We start from the raw sequence: 16,259 nt of genomic DNA, 5'->3' as shown, positions 1-16,259 counted from the left end.
CATGTCTGAGAACTACACCGCTCTCTACGAGCAGCATAAAAAGGCCGGTGCATCCTTCACGGACTTCGGCGGCTGGCAGATGCCCCTGAAGTACGAGTCCGAACTCGCCGAACACCACGCAGTCCGCAAGTCCGCGGGCTTGTTCGACCTCTCCCACATGGGTGAAGTCTGGGTGTCCGGCCCGGACGCTGCGGCCTTCCTGGATTACGCGCTGGTAGGCAAGCTGTCCGCGATCGCCGTGGGCAAAGCGAAGTACTCGCTGATCTGCAACACCGACGGCGGCATCATCGACGACCTCATTACCTACCGTCGACCCTCTCCTGAGGACGGCGCGGACAAGTACCTGGTGGTCCCCAATGCGGGCAACGCCAAGGTGGTCGCCGCGGCGCTGCTGAAGCGCGCGGCCGGTTTCGACGTCGTCGTTGAGGACGTTTCTGCCGAGACGTCACTGATCGCGGTGCAGGGCCCGAACGCCGAAGCCATCCTGCTGACCCTGGTTCCCACCGATCAGCACGCGCTGGTCACCGATCTGAAGTACTACGCTGCGGTTGAGGTTGGGCTGACGTTCGACGGCGGCACCCAGGACCTGCTGCTGGCCCGCACCGGCTACACCGGCGAAGACGGCTTCGAAATCTACGTCCCGAACCTCGACGCCCCGGGCCTCTGGGAAGCATTGCTCGAAGCCGGCGAAGGCCACGGCCTCATCCCGGCAGGCCTCGCAGCCCGCGACTCACTGCGTTTGGAGGCCGGAATGCCGCTCTACGGCAACGAGCTCTCCATCCACGTCAATGCCTACGCCGCAGGGCTCGGCCCGGTAGTTTCCTTAGCTAAGGAAAGCGACTTCGTTGGTCGGGAAGCACTGACGTCGATCAAGGCAGCCGGGGTCGGATCCACCATCGGCCAGAAGCTGGTCGGTCTCAAAGGTACCGGCCGCCGCGCCGCCCGCGGACACTACTCGGTCCTCAAAGACGGCTCGCTCATCGGCGAAGTCACCTCCGGCCAACCGAGCCCCACGCTCGGTTACCCGGTAGCGATGGCGTATGTCGACGTCGAGCATTCAGAGCCGGGCACGACGGTCGAGGTGGACCTGCGCGGGAAGGCTGAGCCCTTCGAAGTAGTCGCGCTGCCCTTCTACAAGCGTCGGAAGTAGCCCCTACAGCGGGTGATCTTGAAAAGTTTTCAGTTAGTGAGAGAAGGAATCTTATGAGCAAGGTAGTTGCTGAATTGAAGTACTCGGCTGAGCACGAGTGGGTTGCCGCTGACGGTGAAGGGCCTGTGGGGATCGGGATTTCCGCGGTGGCTGCTGACGCCCTGGGCGACATTGTGTACGTGGACCTCCCTGAGGTTGGTTCCACAGTGACCGCAGGGGAGACCTGTGGCGAGGTTGAATCCACCAAGTCGGTATCGGACCTGTACTCGCCCGTGACGGGGGAGGTGACCGAGATCAACGACGCCGTTGTCACTGATCCCGCCCTCATCAACAACGATCCCTACGGCGCGGGCTGGCTGTTCAAGGTTGCTGCCACAGAAGAAGGGCCCCTCATGTCGGCCGAAGAATACGCTGCAACGAACGGTGGAGAACTGTGAACCCGGTATCCGTAACTGAGTACCAGCAAGTGGTGTCGGCGTCGCTGGACGCCCGGCTGTCAGAGCTGGATCCCGAGATCGCTGCGAAGATCGACGACGAACTGGGTCGCCAGCGCGACGGCCTGGAAATGATCGCCTCGGAGAACCACACGGCCGTTGCCGTCATGCAGGCCCAAGGCTCGGTCCTGACCAACAAGTACGCCGAAGGTTACCCGGGCAAGCGCTACTACGGCGGCTGCGAGCATGTTGACGTGATCGAACAGCTCGCGATCGACCGCATCAAGTCCCTTTTCGGGGCCGAGTACGCGAACGTCCAGCCACACTCCGGTGCGCAGGCCAACGCCTCCGTGATGCACGCCCTCATCAAGCCCGGCGACACCATCATGGGCCTGAACCTGGCTCACGGTGGGCACCTCACGCACGGCATGCGCATCAACTTCTCCGGCAAGCTCTACAACGTGGTTCCCTACGGCGTCCGCGAGGACACCCACACGGTGGATATGGCCGAGGTTGAGCGCCTGGCACAGGAGCACAAACCTGCGCTGATCGTTGCCGGCTGGTCCGCTTATGCGCGGCAGTTGGACTTCGCCGAGTTCCGCCGGATCGCCGACTCCGTGGGCGCCTACTTGATGGTGGACATGGCCCACTTCGCCGGCCTGGTGGCTGCGGGGCTGCACCCCTCGCCCGTCCCACACGCGCACGTCACCACGTCCACCACGCACAAGACCCTCGCCGGTCCGCGTGGCGGCATCATCCTCTCCAACGACGCCGACATCGCCAAGAAGATCAACTCGGCCGTGTTCCCGGGACAGCAGGGCGGACCGCTGGAGCACGTGATCGCCGGCAAGGCCGTCGCGTTCAAGATCGCCGCCTCGGAGGAGTTCCGTGAGCGTCAGGAACGTGTCCTCGCGGGTGCCCGCATCCTTGCCGAGCGACTGGTCCAGCCCGACGTCGCCGCCAAGGGCATCAGCGTCGTCTCCGGAGGAACGGACGTGCACCTGGTCCTCGTCGACCTCCGCAATTGCGAACTCGACGGCCAGCAAGCCGAAGACCGCCTTGCCACGATCGACATCACCGTCAACCGCAATGCTGTCCCGTTCGACCCCCGCCCGCCCATGGTCACCTCCGGACTGCGCATCGGCACTCCGGCGTTGGCGACGCGCGGCTTCGGTGAAGCAGCCTTCCGCGAGGTGGCCGACATCATCGCCGAGGCATTAATCGCCGACGCCGACGCGGACCTTTCCGGGCTGCGTCACTGTGTTGATGTTCTTGCGAAGGCGCACCCGCTGTACCCGGGAGTCGCGAACCTCGCCTAATCGGGGTTTTGGCTCGTTGGTGTTTTGTCCGGTTCGGGGGGTTGCTGCGGGACGTGCCGTTCGCGCGGCATGTTGTGCAGCGAAGCCCCGAATCGGCGAAGGGGGGTTTGGGGTCCGTTCCGTTTGTTGGGGGCGGGGCGGGTTCAATGTCGTTTTACTAGTGAGGAAATAGCCATGGCCGTTGGGGTCTTCGATCTGTTCTCTGTAGGCATTGGGCCGTCGAGCTCTCATACTGTGGGGCCGATGCGTGCCGGGGCGGTGTTTGCCCGTGAGCTTCGTGAATCCGGTGACCTTGAATCCATTGCCGGTTTGCGGGTTGATCTGTACGGATCGTTGGCCGCCACCGGTAAGGGGCACGGCACCTTCACTGCTGTCCTGCTGGGGCTGGAAGGATACGACCCCGAGGAGATCCTTCCTGACGAGGTGGAGGAGCGGTTGGCTTCCATTGCTGAGACGGGAAAGCTCAACCTGGCCGGTGCATCCGGTGAAGGTGTGGAGCTGCCGTATGCGGTGGAGGATATGGTGTTGCATCCGTTGACGGTGTTGCCGCGGCATACGAACGGGATGAAGTTCGCCGTGGCCGACGCTGAGGGAAACACCTTGCGGGAGGCGACGTTCTTTTCGGTCGGTGGCGGGTTCATTGTCCGGGAGGGTGAGGAGAACGCTGCACAGCAGGAGTTGGAGGAGTCGAAGAAGGAGTTGCCGTTGCCGTTCCGGACGGCGGCGGAGTTGTTGGGCCGGTGTGCGTCCAAGGGTTTGGGGATCAGCGACATCATGTTCATCAACGAGCGGGCGTCCCGGTCGGAGGAGGAGATCCGGGAGGGTTTGCTGCATATCTGGCATGTGATGGAAGCCTGTGTTGAAACGAGTTTGAAGCGTGAGGGTGTGTTGCCCGGTGGGTTGAGGGTCCGGCGTCGTGCTCCTGACTGGTTGGAGCGGCTGCTGAAGGAGGACAAGGACCGGAACGATCCGAAGTATTGGCAGGAGTGGGTGAACCTGATCGCCCTTGCCGTCAATGAGGAGAACGCCTCGGGTGGCCGGGTGGTCACGGCGCCGACCAATGGTGCTGCGGGGATCATTCCGGCGGTGCTGTATTACGCGTTGAATTATGCCCCGGGCATGGATCAGGCCTCCCAGGAGGATCGGGATGATGTGGTGGTGAAGTTCCTGCTCACTGCCGGTGCCGTGGGTGTGTTGTACAAGGAACAGGCCTCCATTTCGGGGGCTGAGGTGGGCTGCCAGGGTGAGGTGGGGTCGGCGTCGTCGATGGCTGCTGCCGGGTTGGCTGAGGTGATGGGTGGTACGCCGGGTCAGGTGGAGAACGCGGCGGAGATCGCGATGGAACACAACCTGGGGCTGACGTGTGATCCGATTGGTGGGTTGGTGCAGATTCCGTGTATTGAGCGGAACGCGATCGCGGCGGCGAAGGCGATCAACGCGGCGAAGATGGCGTTGTGGGGTGATGGGACGCACCGGGTGTCCCTGGATGAGGTGATCGTGACCATGCGGGAAACGGGCAAGGACATGTCCCATAAGTACAAGGAAACCGCGATGGGCGGCCTCGCCGTCAACGTCGTCGAATGCTGAACAACCAACAAGGGAAGAAACTCATGACACTCGCACCTGAAGGCCGTAAGTTGCTGCGCGTTGAGCAGCGTAACTCGGCGGTCCCGGTTGAACGCAAGCCCGAGTGGATCAAGGCCAAGGTCCAGATGGGTCCTGAGTTCGTCCAGCTCAAGAACCTGGTGAAGAAGGAAGGCCTGCACACTGTGTGTGAAGAGGCCGGCTGCCCGAACATTTTTGAGTGCTGGGAAGACAAGGAAGCGACGTTCCTGATCGGCGGGTCCGAGTGCACCCGGCGGTGTGATTTCTGCCAGATCGATACCGGCAAGCCGTCCCCGGTGGACATGTTCGAACCCACCAAGGTGGCCCGATCGGTGCAGGCGATGCAGTTGCGCTACGCGACCGTGACCGGTGTGGCCCGTGATGACCTGGCCGATGAGGGTGTGTGGTTGTACGCCGAAACGGTCCGGAAGATCCACGAACTGAACCCGGGCACCGGGGTGGAGCTGCTGATCCCGGATTTCTCCGGCAAGCCGGAGCACATCGCGGCGATCTGTGATTCCAAGCCCGAGGTGTTCGCGCACAACGTCGAGACCGTGCCGAGGATTTTCAAGCGGATCCGTCCGGCGTTCCGGTACGAGCGGTCCCTTGATGTCATCACGCAGGGCCGTGATCTGGGCATGGTGACCAAGTCCAACCTGATCCTGGGCATGGGCGAGACCCGGGAGGAAATCTCCGAGGCCCTGCGGGACCTGCACGCGGCCGGGTGTGATTTGATCACGATCACCCAGTACCTGCGCCCGTCCGAGCGGCACTTGCCGGTGGACCGGTGGGTCAAGCCGCAGGAGTTCGTGGATCTCCAGCACGAGGCCGAGGAGATCGGGTTCCTTGGTGTGATGTCGGGTCCGTTGGTGCGGTCCTCGTACCGGGCCGGGCGCCTTTGGGCCACCGCGATGCGGAAGAAGGGCCGGGACATCCCCGCCCACCTCGCCCACATTGCCGAGGGTATCCAGGACTCCGGCACCACCCGCCAGGAAGCCTCCACCATCCTCGCCGCCCACCCGCGTTGAAATCTCCGTCGGGGCCAACCCGGGGGCGGCCGGCCGCCGTCGGGCCTTAAGTAATGAAGCGGGGAGTATCGAACACCAGCGCATTTTTTGCTCAAGACGGGCACAATGTTCGCGCACCGAAGCCAAGGTCAGGACGATTGCGGCGAAATTCAGCGGTGCCCACTCCTTGGACATGCCCGGGGAAGGCGAGTACCCACACCCCCGCCATGACTGAGGTCTCGGACGGGGGACCAAGTAGTGCGGGTTCAAAAAGTGAGTAATGGCATCGCGAAGGTGGGTATTTTTCGCCCGCTGTTCGAAGGAAAAGAGGCGTACCCGGAAACGTAGCCACGGGCCCGCGCTTGGTTGAACCATTGGGGGCATCGCTTCATCCGACAACAACGGCCGGATGCTGGGGGTTGCGAGGCGGCTCCCCGGGACGTAGATCAACCAAGGAGTCTTATCATGCGCAAGCTTTCCAAGAAGAGCCGGGTCACCGCAGCCGTCGCAGGCGTGGCATTGGTAGCAGTAGGTGGCGGAGCCGCGTACGCCTACTGGACCACCACCGGTTCGGGCAACGGCACTGCGACCAACTCGGCCGGCGGCGGAACCGTCACGCTGCACGCTACGTTCAACGGCGGACTGGCACCGGGTAACCAAGTCGATGTGGCGTACACCGCCGACAACTCCACGTCGTCGAGCACCGTCGTCGGCGCCCTCAGCGCCAACGTCACCACCGACGTCGCCGGATGTCTTCCAGCCTGGTTTGAGGTCACTGCCGCCACCAGCAACAGCCCGGTCGCAGCCAACAGCACAGGGACGTCCGTGGGCAGCGGCGTGCTGAAGTTCAACGACAGCACCACGGTCAACCAAGATGCCTGCAAGGGTGCAGTCGTCACGGTCAACGTCACCAGCTTGTAGCCCCTGACCGCCGGGGACCACCTCGCGAGTGGTGGTCCCCGGCCTCCGTCTTTCTGCCCGCAGTACCGAACACGTCCGAAAAGAGCTTCCATGGACCACCGGCCACAGCGAACAACGCCGTTCCGCAAAGCACGAGTGCCACTCCGTGCGCTGATACTGGCGCTGGTGGTTGCCCTCGTCCCTGTGGCGGCTCTCGCGGCAAGCAGCGGGCAGGGCGCATCCCAAGGTGCCCCAGCCAAGGTTTCCAAAGGGATTGTGGTCACGCTGTCTCCCTCAAGCCGGACACTGGACCAGGGGCAGTCCACCACGTATACGGTGTCGGCCACGTCCACGGGAGGCTTCACGGGAACCGTCACATTCGCCACCAGCGGGTTGCCCACCGGAGCGGTAGCGGCGTGGCAACCGTCGTCGGTGGTCCTCACCTCCGGAAGCACGGCGCATGTGACCATGACAGTGCAGACGGCCCCCTCGACACCCGCCGGTAAGGCGGATTTCACGGTGAAGGGCAGCAGCGGTTCAGTGCAGGCTTCCGCGCCGGCGCAACTCCAAATCCTGGAGGTCAAGAGGACGTTTGACGTTTCGGGCTCGGTGGACGGATTGCTTGCGCCGGGAATCACCCGGCCGATGAATCTCCAGATCTCCAACTCCAACAACAAGAGCATCGCGGTGACCAACCTGACCGTGGCTATCAGCCGGGTGGTTCGAACCCCCGCGGCAGTCGCTGCCAATCTGGTCTGCACCACGGCGGACTACAAGATCACCCAATATTCGGGAACGTATCCGCTGACGGTTGCACCCGGCACCCGCACACTGTCGGAGCTGGGCGTGCCCGAATCCAAGCGACCACAAATTGCCATGCTCGACACATCCAAGCTCCAGGACGGTTGCAAAGGCGCGACCCTCCAGCTCGCATACTCCGGCACGGGACAGGCGAACTGACATGAAGACGACAGTCCGAATTCCCCGTATTCCCGGCAAGGGACGCCTGGCGCGAACTGCGGCTGCCACCGTGGCCCTCTGCATCCTCGGTGGTGCGGGTTCCGCCTATGCCTACTGGGTTACCACCGGAACCGGCAGCGGCTCAGCAACGAATGGCACCATGCAGGCCGTCACGGTGGACGCACTCGTCCCGGGCGATACCCTGCAGACCAGTTTGGTCCCCGGTGGGACTGCTGATGTCATCCTCCGCGCCACCAACCCCAATGCCCACCCCGTGACCATCTACGGTTTCGCGGCCAACGGCCCTGTGACAGCTGATGCGGCCCACCCCGGCTGCACCACGACGGGGGTGACCTTTACGCCTCCGCCGACACCCTTGGCGCCGGCAGTAACCATCCAGCCGAACACCTCCATCCAGCTCACGCTTGGCAATGCGGCCAGCATGAGTGCGGCGTCGGTGTCCGCCTGCCAAGGCGCTGCATTCGATGTTCCCGTCATTCTGGAGGTACGGAAGTGAGCCGGCTTCGTCAGACCAAAGGCAGGGTGGCGTCTTCGCCCGCCACCCTCGGGCGCTGGAACAGGATCGTCGTGATTGTCCTCGGAATATTCCTGGTTTCCTGGGGAGGGCCGGCTGCCAGCGCTTTCTGGGGTTCGGTCAGCAGCGGATTCGGGGCAGCCAAGGCCGACGCCGTAGCACAAGGCGCCAAGCCCACCACAGCCGTATCCGGAACCAGCGTGACGGTCACCTGGACTGCAAGCACGACGGCGGCAGGACGGCCCGTGACCGGCTACAGTATCGCCCGCTATGGTTCCGCGACCGGTGGCACTAAGGTCGCTGCCACCGGAACCTGCGGGACTTCGGTCGCAGGGCTGAGCTGCGTTGAGTCCAGTGTCCCCGCCGGAACCTGGTATTACACGGTGACTCCCACGCTTTCGCTGTGGCAGGGGACTGAAAGTGTGCGAAGCACGGCCACGACCCCCGTCACGGACACCACTGCACCTCTGGCACCCCTCGTCACGGCACTTCAGACGATTCATCAGGGCAACGCCGCCAATGTGCCTGTCAGTGGCACGGCCGAAGCCAATTCATCGGTTGTCCTGACCGTCAGTGGCACTGGCTCTGCTCCGATCACCCAGACGATCATCACCAACAGTTCGGGCAGTTGGACAGCAAATCCGGTTGATGTCAGGGTCTTCACTGACGGAACCATCAACTACTCGGCCCGGGCTACGGATGCGGCAGGCAACACCGGCGCCGCGGGAACGGCCACGTCCACCAAGGATGTCTCATCGCCGACGGTGACCGGCGTCCAGTTGACCAACGGCGGCCTCGCAGGAGTCGTGGATAAGGGCGACAAGGTAACGCTGACCTTCTCGGAGCCCTTGAACGCCAACACCATCTGCAGTGCCTGGAACAACAGCAGCACCGGCACCCAGACGCAATCCGGCAACGGAAGCAGCCAGGTGGTGGTGAACATCAGTTCCGGCAGCGTTCTCACGGTGACGGGTGCAGGTTGCCAGACGCTGAGGATCGGTAGCGTGGCCCTTGGCGGCGACTACACCTCCACAGCCTTGACGTTCGCCGGAAACAACGCCGCCGGATCAATCCTCCAGTGGAATCCGGCAGCGGGGGCGCGAACACTCACCATCACGCTGGGTGAGGGAACCGCGGGTACCAAGACAGTTCCTGCGACACTTCCACTCCCGACGCCGACCTACACCCCGGCCTCCGGACTGACCGACATAGCCAGCAACCCGTTGGTGGTCACCACAGTGCCGGGAACCGCCTCGCGGTTCTAACGCAGCACCCCGGAGCCCTTGGACAGAAAATGCCCCTTATCACGCGTGATGAGGGGCACTATCTGTCCACAATCCCGGAGTAGCCCAGCGGCCGGGGCGTAACCTTGAGACGGACGCCAGCGCCGTCGTCGTACGTTTTGATCCTTGCGACGAAAGGCGAGCCGCCCCCTTGAAGGCTGTAGCGGAAATATTCACGATGGGTCCTGGAAACAAGGACCACCATCCCGCCCTCCGCTGCGCCGTAGGTGTGTTTGTTCCGCTGATCACGCTGACGCTGATCGGACGCCTGGACCTGGCAGTGTTTGCCTCGTTCGGAGCCTTCACCGGAATTTATGGCCGCAACGAGCCCCACAGCATCCGCTTCCGCAGCCAGTTGCGCGCCGGCGGCTTCATGCTTTTCATCATTCTCCTTGCCACTCTCATGGCCCGCTTTGCGCAGAGCCCGGGGCTGGAAGGTGCCGCATATTCGTGGTTGCTGACGGCTGCGACCACCATTGTGGCCGGCGTGTGCTCCGTGGTGGTGGCTGCCTGGCGGCTCCGTCCGGGCGGTTCGCTCTTTCACATCTTTGCGTTCGCTGCCATCGCGTCCATCGCCGCCCAACCGCCTCTGTGGGAAGCGATGCTGGTATCGCTTCTGACCACTGTTTTTTGCCTCCTGATTGGCATGTCGTCCCGCGTCGTCAAGAGCCACCGGACACCGTGGAAACGTCCGCCTCCCATCCGTCACACCGAGGCCGAGCGGCGGGCGATCTGGCTGGAAGGCGGCGGTTACCTGATTGCTGCGGGCCTTGCGGGGACCATCGCGACGCTGGTGGGGGAGCGGCTCGGGTTCGGGCACACCTACTGGGCGATGGTTGCGGCCGTGGTTCCGCTGGTGGGCCACTCGACGCGCCACCGCGTGAGCCGCGGCATCCAAAGGATCGCAGGAACGGTGATCGGGCTGGTGCTGCTGGCCGGCATCCTGTGGCTCAACCCGGCGCCCTGGGCCATGGTCCTGGTGATCGCGGCGTGCCAGTTCGGCGCGGAAATGTTCATCGCCCGGCAGTACCTGGTGGCACAGGTCTTCGTGACTCCGCTCGCGTTGATTGCCACGTTGTTGGCGGCGCCGGTCGATCCTGCTTTGCTCCTCCGGGACCGCATCATCGAGACGGTCATTGGTGCCGCCGTCGGCGTCGCAGTGGTGGTGGCCCCGGCGGTCTGGCGGCGGGTGCGCGGGGGATTGTCCAGGGCCTGAGCGGGTTGACGTCAGCGGTGCGGCAAGTTATCGCCTAGGATCGATTGGTTAGACAAGCGAGATACATGTCTACCAAAGGACTGGTGATGAGCGACAAAAGTGAACGTCAGGGCTATTGGTACGGGCTGGAGAGCCGTAAGCAGATGGGCGCAGTGGACGTCCTGAATGCACTCAGGGACTATCGCTCCGCCGAGGCTGATATGCGCCGCCGAACGCGCGCCTCCATGGGAATGGGAGAAACCGATCTTCTAGCCTTGCGCTACCTCCTTGAAGCCGAGCGGGCCGGGCGCGATGTGGGACCCAAGGAGTTGGCCGTCCGTCTCGGTGTGACGTCGGCGTCCATGACCTCCCTGGTGGACCGCTTGGTCAGGTCCGGCTACGTGAGCCGGGAACCGCATCCAACCGATCGGCGGGCCCTCATTCTGCGGCCGACCCCGGGTTCCGACCAGGAGGTTCGCGGCACTTTGGGGGACATGCATGCGCGGATGATGGAGGCCGCGGAAACCCTGAGCGCAGAAGACACCGCCGTGGTGGTGGAGTTCCTCCGGCGCATGCGCGCAGCCATTGACAGCGTCGCAACCCCCTGACGTCCCGGCTGGACATAATTGATAAGTACACATATAACTAGATAGCCAAGCTACTTACTAGTGAATGTGTGGGAAGACGATGACAGTCGCGCTGCGTGAACCAAGTTCCACACCAGTGGCTGAGAATGACGTGCACGTTGTTACGGACCAGGTAATTCCCGTGGGACCAGTGCATTGCGGGGCGCACATGGCCATCTCCGCCGGACCATCCCATGACGCCATGAAGTGGGTTTCGGTAGAGCCCATCTGGCCGGAGTGGGCCTGCGGGTGCGGCTTCCGCATGGACATCGACGCCATTGATCCCGTGAGTGGGGTCTGGATCGCTGCGCTTCGCCGCCAGAGTCTCCAGCATGAGCTCGCTATCTCCCAGAACACTCTTGCCTTGGCCTTTAGGAAGGCCGTTGACGCCGGAGTCAACCCTCAGGCGCTTGCGGAGGTGGCCGGCGTTCCGGCCGCCGAGATCGAAACACTCCTGGCGTGACCACGCTTGACGTTGCGGCCGTCCGCCTTGATCGCGGGGCCGGGTGTTCAAGCATGGCGCAGCCAGGTGCAGTCCAACCAAGTGCAGCAGTGCTCGGCGGACGGTACCGTCTCGGCGGTCGGCTGGGCGGCGGCTCGGAAGCCTACGTCAATGAGGCCCTCGACCTCCGCACAGGAAAGCACGTGGCCGTGAAGATCTTCCGGGCAACGGATCCCTCCACAACGGACCTCGCCAAGGACTCGCCCTTCCGCCGCGAGGTGGACATCCATAGCAGGCTTCGCCACCAGAACATCGTCGCGGTGCTCGGTTCGGGCACGACGGCGGACGAGGACTCCCAGCGAAGCCGCAACTATCTGGTGATGGATCTGATGGACGGCAACGACCTCCGGTCCATCCTCCACGAGCACCCGGCCTCGCCCGAGCAGACGGTGGCGTGGATGAGCGGAATCGCCAGGGCACTCACGCATCTCCATCGCCGGGGGATCGTCCACAACGACATCAAGCCGGGCAACATCCTGGTGGATTTCCACGCGGACCCGGACGGTCCCGGGATCGCAAAGTTGACCGACTTTGGGATAGCCATCGACGGGCGCCATTCGGCGCCCAAATCGTCGTCGGGAACACCGCATTACTTGAGTCCCGAAGAGGTGTGCGGCGGCACGTCCACGTCGGCCAGTGATATCTACTCGCTGGGCTTGGTGGCACTTGAATGCCTGACCGGAACCAAAGCGTTCCCAGGCCCTCCTCTCGAGTCAATGGTTGCAAGGACTCTGGGGGAACCCCGAATTCCCGGTACGGTTCGGCGGCGCTGGTCCATGGTGCTTCATGCCATGACAGACCCCGATCCTGCCGGCAGGCCGTCTGCCAGCCAAACCGTCGGCATGCTCCGACGGCTCAGCTGGTAGCCAACAATCAGGTCGATAGCGGCATGCGTCCTTATGCCGAACTGGGTCCTACTTATGAAAGAGAGATGAAAAATGGGAATCATTGGTTGGATCGTTTTGGGTTTGATTGCTGGAGCCATCGCCAAGGCCATTAAGCCTGGCAAGCAGGGCGGCGGCTGGATCGCTACGCTGCTGCTCGGTATCGTCGGCGCAGTTCTGGGCGGTTGGATCGGCAGCGCGCTCTTCAACGTCGGCATCAATGAGTTCTGGTCGCTGTCCACATGGCTGCTCGCCATCGGCGGCGCACTGCTGGTCCTCATCATCTGGGGACTGCTTACCCGCAAGAAGGCCTAACCGCCTGATAGCCACACCGCCTGAACGCCACGAGGCCCCGACGCTGCTGCGTCGGGGCCTCGTGGCTTTCTGCGGTGCGGCGTCCAGCGGTGAAGTTCAGGGGTACGGTCAGGTGGCTGAATAGTCGAGGGCCAACTCGATGAGTGCGCCCCGGGATGTCGCCCACGAACTCGGCCAGGAACAACGCGGCAGTGGTGGAGCCGGCGTAGGGTCCGCCAGGGTTCCTTCAGTGTAGGGGTGGGACTGCGAGGATTCACCCAGTACAGGCGATCCGCGAGGCGGCCCCTGAGCGTAAGGATTGTGTTGTCCGCCGTGAGACGCTTGGGCGAAGCCCGGAAGGGGGGTTTCACCGTGCAGGCTTTCAGGGACATCATGAGCGCTGCGGATTCCGGCTGGGTCTACCCGCTCGGGGCCGTGTTCGTGGCGTTGTCCGCAGTCTTTCCACCCATTCCCACTACGTCCTTGTTTGTGGCTTTGGGGGCCCTGTCCGCCACCGACAACCTTCCCAACGGATACCTGTTGGTGGCCGCGATGCTGGCCGGAGCGGTTGCCGGTGACCTCGGTGCGTATGAATTGGTCCGGCGCCGGGACATGGCCACCTGGAAGATCCTCCAGGGCCCCCGGACGCAGAAGGCCCTGCATGCCTCCAGGGAGCGTCTATCAAAGCACGCCGCATCGTGGGTCCTGACGTCCCGGTTTGTCCCGCTGGGACGGTTGACCATGAACGTAGCCAGTGCCATCACCCCGGTGCCGCGTGGCAGGTTTATCCTCTATTCCGTCGCAGCGGGCATCCTGTGGTCCGCCTACTCTGTGGGGATTGGCGCCCTTTCAGGGCTTTTGCCGGGGCTTTCCACAGAGTTCGCCGTTGTCATCGCCATTGCCTTCTCGCTGCTGCTGGGCCGGGGAATCAGCGCCGCGGTGACGTGGTATTTGCAGTTGGACGACTGACTTATCCCGCCCGTGCTGCTGAAGAGACCCGCGCTACTGCAACGACGACGTCAGCCTGGCCAGATTGTCCAGAGCCACCTGGCCCACCGGTCGCCGCAGCCAGTCCTCCAACAGCAGCTCCGTGCTTGCTGCGCGGTAGCTGTCTTCGACCTCACGCATCCGGTCCACGATGGATCGACCATGGACCAGCACTGAGACTTCCATGTTGAGGCTGAACGAGCGGACATCCATATTGCTTGAGCCGATAACGGCGACGTCGTGGTCTATGGTGAAGTGCTTGGCGTGCAGGACCTGCGGGGCCCGGTAAAGGTAGATGCGGACGCCGGCCCGCAGCAGGACTTCGTAGTAGGAACGCTGGGCGTGGTAGACCATGGCCTGGTCGCCCACTTCCGAGACGAAAAGTTCAACGCTCAAACCCCGGGACGCTGCGGTGACGATGGCCAGTTGGATGGCTTCGTCGGGCACAAAGTAGGGGCTGGTGATGCTGACGCGGTGCTCGGCCTTGTAAATGAGCGTGGTGTAGAGCTTGAGGTTGTTGTCGTTGTCAAAGCTGGGACCGCTGGGCAGGACCTGGGCGTCGATCAGCTCCGGCTCCGACCCCAGGATCACCGGTGAAGTGTCCAACGGAAGCAGGGTCTGGGATTCGCTGTACCAGTCGGTGACGAACACCGCGTTGAGCTCCCGCACCGCAGGCCCCTCCAAACGCACCATCAGCTCATGCCATTGGAGGCCGCGTCTGATGTTCCGCTTCTTGTTGTAGGAGGCATCGATCAGGTTTTGGGAGCCGGTGTAGCCCACCCTTCCATCCACCACCACCAGTTTCCGGTGGTTCCGCAGGTCCGGGCGTTGCCATTGACCCTTGAAGGGGCGCAAGGGAAGCATCGCGTGCCACTCGGCGCCCATACCGTCAAAAGCCTGCAGCATGTCCTTGTATTTGGGGTCGCCCAGTGCTGCCAGGTGGTCGAAGAGCACCCTGACCGCAACACCGCGTTGGCGGGCCCTGGCCAGGGCATCGAAGAATGGAGAAGTCGTGGGGTCCAGGGACAAAATGTAGAACTCCACATGGACGTACTCTTCAGCGGTGTCCATATCCGCGATCATACGGTCGAAGCAACCCTTGTAGTCCTCCAGCAATTCGGCGCGGTTGCCGCCCACCATGGGCAGCGCGCCCAGCCTGAGGTTAAGTTCGACGGCGGAACGCAGCCAGGCGGGCCAGTCCTCACTGTGGCTGACTGCTGAGAGGCCAGGCGTGCGTCCAAGCATCAGCTCGTTGACGGCGCGTTGTTTGTCGCGCCGGGCCTTGGGGAGTTTGCCGCGGCCCACCAGCAGGAACGCCACCGTGCCCAAGTACGGGATGAAAATGATCGCCAGCACCCAGGCAATGGCCGACGACGGTTTCCGGTTGGCCGAAACCATCACCGCGGCAATTGATCCGAGCACGATATGGAGCGCCAACAAGATCAAGGCGGCGGCATCGGCGTCGGGCAGTAGTCCTTGCATGCCGCGCTACTTGGCGTTCTGCTGCGGGATGACCACTTTTTTGATGATCAGCAGGATGGAAGCCGTGGTGGGGCAGGCGATCAGCGCCCCCAGCAGGCCCAGCAGCGTTCCGCCCACCATCGCGCCGATGAGCACCAGGGAACCCGGGATGCTGATCGCTTTGCCCACCACACGGGGCGTCAGGATGTAGGCCTCGATCTGCATGTAGGCCAGCATGACGAGGAAGACAACCAGCGCCGTTGAGGGCGAGGTGAAAAGTGAAACCACGGTGATAATGGCGGTGCTGATCGCGCTGCCCACCAGGGGAATGAGGGTAATGGGGAATGCCAGGACGGCGAGTACAGCGGCATACCTGACCCCGGCCACGGAAAGGAGGATGAACGTGAAGACGGCATTCAGCAATGCCAGGATCGACATGCCGCTCAGGTATTTACCCACGGAGGCAATGATTGTTTCGGAGATATCGGCGAATGATTCCCTGCGTGATGCCGGCACCAGTGCATAGAGGCTGGATTTCATGACCTCGTGTCCGGCTACGAAATAGAGGGTCAAGACCACCACGAAGACCACGGCGAAGGTCCCGTTCACTACGTTGTAGCCAACCTGGACCGCTCCGCCGCCAATGGCCAGCCAGACATTGGGATCCGCCGCCGAGGTTTCCAGCCATTCCAGCAACGGAGTCAGTGCTCCGCCCAATGAACCGTTGACGTCCCGGAACCACTCTTGTTCACTCACGGCCTCGAAACTCGACGGCAGCACCCTGACCAGCGCCGCGCCCTCCTCCACCAGGATGGGGACCACGAAACGGATCAGCACAACCACGAGCACCAGGAAGCCAACCGCTACCACGAGCACTTCGCCGCCACGTGAGAGCTTCCACCTTTCCAGCCAACGGACCAAGGGATACAGGCCCAAGGAGATGAACAAGGCCGCGAAGATCAACGTCAGCGAGTACCGCAACGTGATGACGGCCGAACCCAAAGCCAAGGCAACCAGGACACCCAATGCCGTGATCAGGCCGAATCGGAACGGCCCGGCTTCCAACAGCGGAAATGCCTTCAATCGCGTCATGCGGTCCCTTTCGGCGGTATATGGA

The 16,259-nt window shown here is 63.1% G+C and carries 17 protein-coding genes; 15 read left to right on the top strand and 2 right to left on the bottom strand.

Annotated features, from left to right (window positions below):
- Position 1 precedes the first annotated feature (1 nt).
- The 15 genes from gcvT (at position 2) to QEH68_RS20425 (ending at position 13,663) form a co-directional block, all read left to right on the top strand.
- Complete coding sequence (gene gcvT / locus QEH68_RS20495) at positions 2–1,150, top strand: glycine cleavage system aminomethyltransferase GcvT (RefSeq protein ID WP_280624730.1); 1,149 nt, start codon at positions 2–4, stop codon at positions 1,148–1,150.
- Between the two features lie 53 nt (positions 1,151–1,203).
- Positions 1,204–1,587, top strand: a complete 384-nt coding sequence (gene gcvH, locus QEH68_RS20490; protein ID WP_207595440.1) for a glycine cleavage system protein GcvH — start codon at positions 1,204–1,206, stop codon at positions 1,585–1,587.
- The gene (glyA, locus tag QEH68_RS20485) at positions 1,584–2,903 is read left to right on the top strand and encodes a serine hydroxymethyltransferase (RefSeq protein WP_280624728.1); all 1,320 of its coding nucleotides are present in this window, start codon (positions 1,584–1,586) and stop codon (positions 2,901–2,903) included. Before gcvH ends, glyA begins: the two co-directional genes overlap by 4 nt.
- A gap of 174 nt (positions 2,904–3,077) precedes the next feature.
- Positions 3,078–4,490 carry an L-serine ammonia-lyase gene (locus QEH68_RS20480; protein WP_280624726.1) on the top strand — a complete coding sequence of 471 codons (1,413 nt, stop codon included), beginning with the start codon at positions 3,078–3,080 and terminating at the stop codon, positions 4,488–4,490.
- A 23-nt stretch (positions 4,491–4,513) separates the two neighbouring features.
- Positions 4,514–5,536: a lipoyl synthase gene (gene lipA / locus QEH68_RS20475; RefSeq protein ID WP_207595438.1), complete on the top strand. Its 1,023-nt coding sequence runs from the start codon at positions 4,514–4,516 to the stop codon at positions 5,534–5,536.
- Between the two features lie 444 nt (positions 5,537–5,980).
- On the top strand, positions 5,981–6,436 hold the full coding sequence (locus QEH68_RS20470; protein ID WP_207595437.1) for a hypothetical protein: 456 nt from the start codon (positions 5,981–5,983) through the stop codon (positions 6,434–6,436).
- Between the two features lie 90 nt (positions 6,437–6,526).
- Positions 6,527–7,375: a hypothetical protein gene (locus QEH68_RS20465; protein ID WP_280624723.1), complete on the top strand. Its 849-nt coding sequence runs from the start codon at positions 6,527–6,529 to the stop codon at positions 7,373–7,375.
- A gap of 1 nt (position 7,376) precedes the next feature.
- Positions 7,377–7,892 (top strand): hypothetical protein, encoded by a 516-nt coding sequence (locus QEH68_RS20460; protein WP_207595435.1) that lies wholly within the window; start codon positions 7,377–7,379, stop codon positions 7,890–7,892.
- Entirely contained in the window at positions 7,889–9,175 is a 1,287-nt protein-coding gene (locus tag QEH68_RS20455; RefSeq protein WP_280624720.1) for a hypothetical protein, read from the top strand. The genes QEH68_RS20460 and QEH68_RS20455 overlap by 4 nt, the downstream gene beginning before the upstream one ends.
- Positions 9,176–9,371: 196 nt before the next feature.
- Positions 9,372–10,409, top strand: a complete 1,038-nt coding sequence (locus QEH68_RS20450) for an FUSC family protein (RefSeq protein WP_280624718.1) — start codon at positions 9,372–9,374, stop codon at positions 10,407–10,409.
- Positions 10,410–10,495: 86 nt separating this feature from the next.
- Positions 10,496–10,996: a MarR family transcriptional regulator gene (locus tag QEH68_RS20445; RefSeq protein WP_280624716.1), complete on the top strand. Its 501-nt coding sequence runs from the start codon at positions 10,496–10,498 to the stop codon at positions 10,994–10,996.
- 79 nt (positions 10,997–11,075) lie between these two features.
- Positions 11,076–11,477: a hypothetical protein gene (locus tag QEH68_RS20440; protein WP_207595431.1), complete on the top strand. Its 402-nt coding sequence runs from the start codon at positions 11,076–11,078 to the stop codon at positions 11,475–11,477.
- Complete coding sequence (locus QEH68_RS20435) at positions 11,474–12,382, top strand: serine/threonine-protein kinase (RefSeq protein ID WP_280624712.1); 909 nt, start codon at positions 11,474–11,476, stop codon at positions 12,380–12,382. Before QEH68_RS20440 ends, QEH68_RS20435 begins: the two co-directional genes overlap by 4 nt.
- 72 nt (positions 12,383–12,454) lie before the next feature.
- Positions 12,455–12,715, top strand: coding sequence for a GlsB/YeaQ/YmgE family stress response membrane protein (locus tag QEH68_RS20430; RefSeq protein WP_207595429.1), 261 nt, complete (start codon positions 12,455–12,457; stop codon positions 12,713–12,715).
- A 351-nt stretch (positions 12,716–13,066) separates the two neighbouring features.
- The gene (locus QEH68_RS20425; RefSeq protein ID WP_280624711.1) at positions 13,067–13,663 is read left to right on the top strand and encodes a VTT domain-containing protein; all 597 of its coding nucleotides are present in this window, start codon (positions 13,067–13,069) and stop codon (positions 13,661–13,663) included.
- 33 nt (positions 13,664–13,696) lie between these two features.
- Here the strand turns inward: QEH68_RS20425 and cls are convergent, their stop codons facing one another.
- Both cls and QEH68_RS20415 read right to left on the bottom strand, forming a co-directional pair.
- The gene (gene cls / locus QEH68_RS20420) at positions 13,697–15,163 is read right to left on the bottom strand and encodes a cardiolipin synthase (protein WP_280624709.1); all 1,467 of its coding nucleotides are present in this window, start codon (positions 15,161–15,163) and stop codon (positions 13,697–13,699) included.
- 6 nt (positions 15,164–15,169) lie between these two features.
- A complete protein-coding gene (locus QEH68_RS20415; RefSeq protein WP_280624707.1) occupies positions 15,170–16,234 on the bottom strand; it encodes an AI-2E family transporter in 1,065 nt (354 codons plus the stop codon).
- Between the last annotated feature and the right edge of the window lie 25 nt (positions 16,235–16,259).

It is taken from the genome of Paenarthrobacter sp. OM7 (assembly GCF_029873575.1).
GTDB lineage: Bacteria > Actinomycetota > Actinomycetes > Actinomycetales > Micrococcaceae > Arthrobacter.
The sequence above is the reverse complement of the archived record's forward strand: the minus strand, read 5'-3'. Positions and strand labels throughout refer to the sequence as shown.